Origin of the sequence: Streptomyces sp. NRRL WC-3626, from assembly GCF_000718785.1 — a bacterium.
GTDB classification, from domain to species: Bacteria; Actinomycetota; Actinomycetes; order Streptomycetales; family Streptomycetaceae; genus Streptomyces; species Streptomyces edwardsiae.
Genome location: NZ_JOCA01000054.1, coordinates 1 through 568 on the forward strand (window position 1 = coordinate 1; position 568 = coordinate 568).

1 protein-coding gene is annotated in these 568 nt (G+C 67.3%); it reads right to left on the reverse strand.

The window, feature by feature from the left end; genetic code table 11:
* Positions 1-301: acyl-CoA dehydrogenase family protein (locus tag IF28_RS0135765; protein WP_030229596.1), on the reverse strand; the 301-nt coding region annotated here is incomplete at its 3' end.
* Positions 302-568 lie beyond the last annotated feature (267 nt).

A 568-nucleotide genomic window follows, 5' to 3' on the forward strand; every position in this document is an offset into this window, starting at 1 on the left:
AGATCTCGGCGACCACGTCCTCCGGGAACATGCCCTGGAGCAGGCCCCGCCCCGCCGAGTTGACCATCAGGAGCCACCCCGTGGAGGGGCAGCCGCGGGCCAGTTCGGCGGCCACTCCGACCTCCGCGCGCAGGCCGAGACCCAGCCCGCCCATGCTCCGCGGGGTCGGGATGCGGAACAGCCCGGCCTCGCGCAGCGCCGTGATGTTCTCCGGCACGGCCGCGTTGGCCCGCTCGGTCTTCTCCGCGTTCGCACGCAGCAGCGGAACGAGACCACGTGCCCGCTCGATGACGTCGTCCACAGAGAGCGACCCCTCATCCTTCACAGCTGACGACACTGTTCTGCTCCTCACTCGTCGCGCAATTCGGCCTGCCCCGCCAGTGAACGGCATGTGTCCGGCAGGCGCACTGCGCTCCCGGCACAAGACGGGGACGGGAATTTGGGACTCGTACCAATACGGTGCCTGAGCTGTCTCTATACGCTCGACGCACATCATTTCTCGGAGGGAAGTGGGCATGAGCGTCCCAGGGAACGCGAACCAATTTCGCAGGATGCTCCGGAATACGGC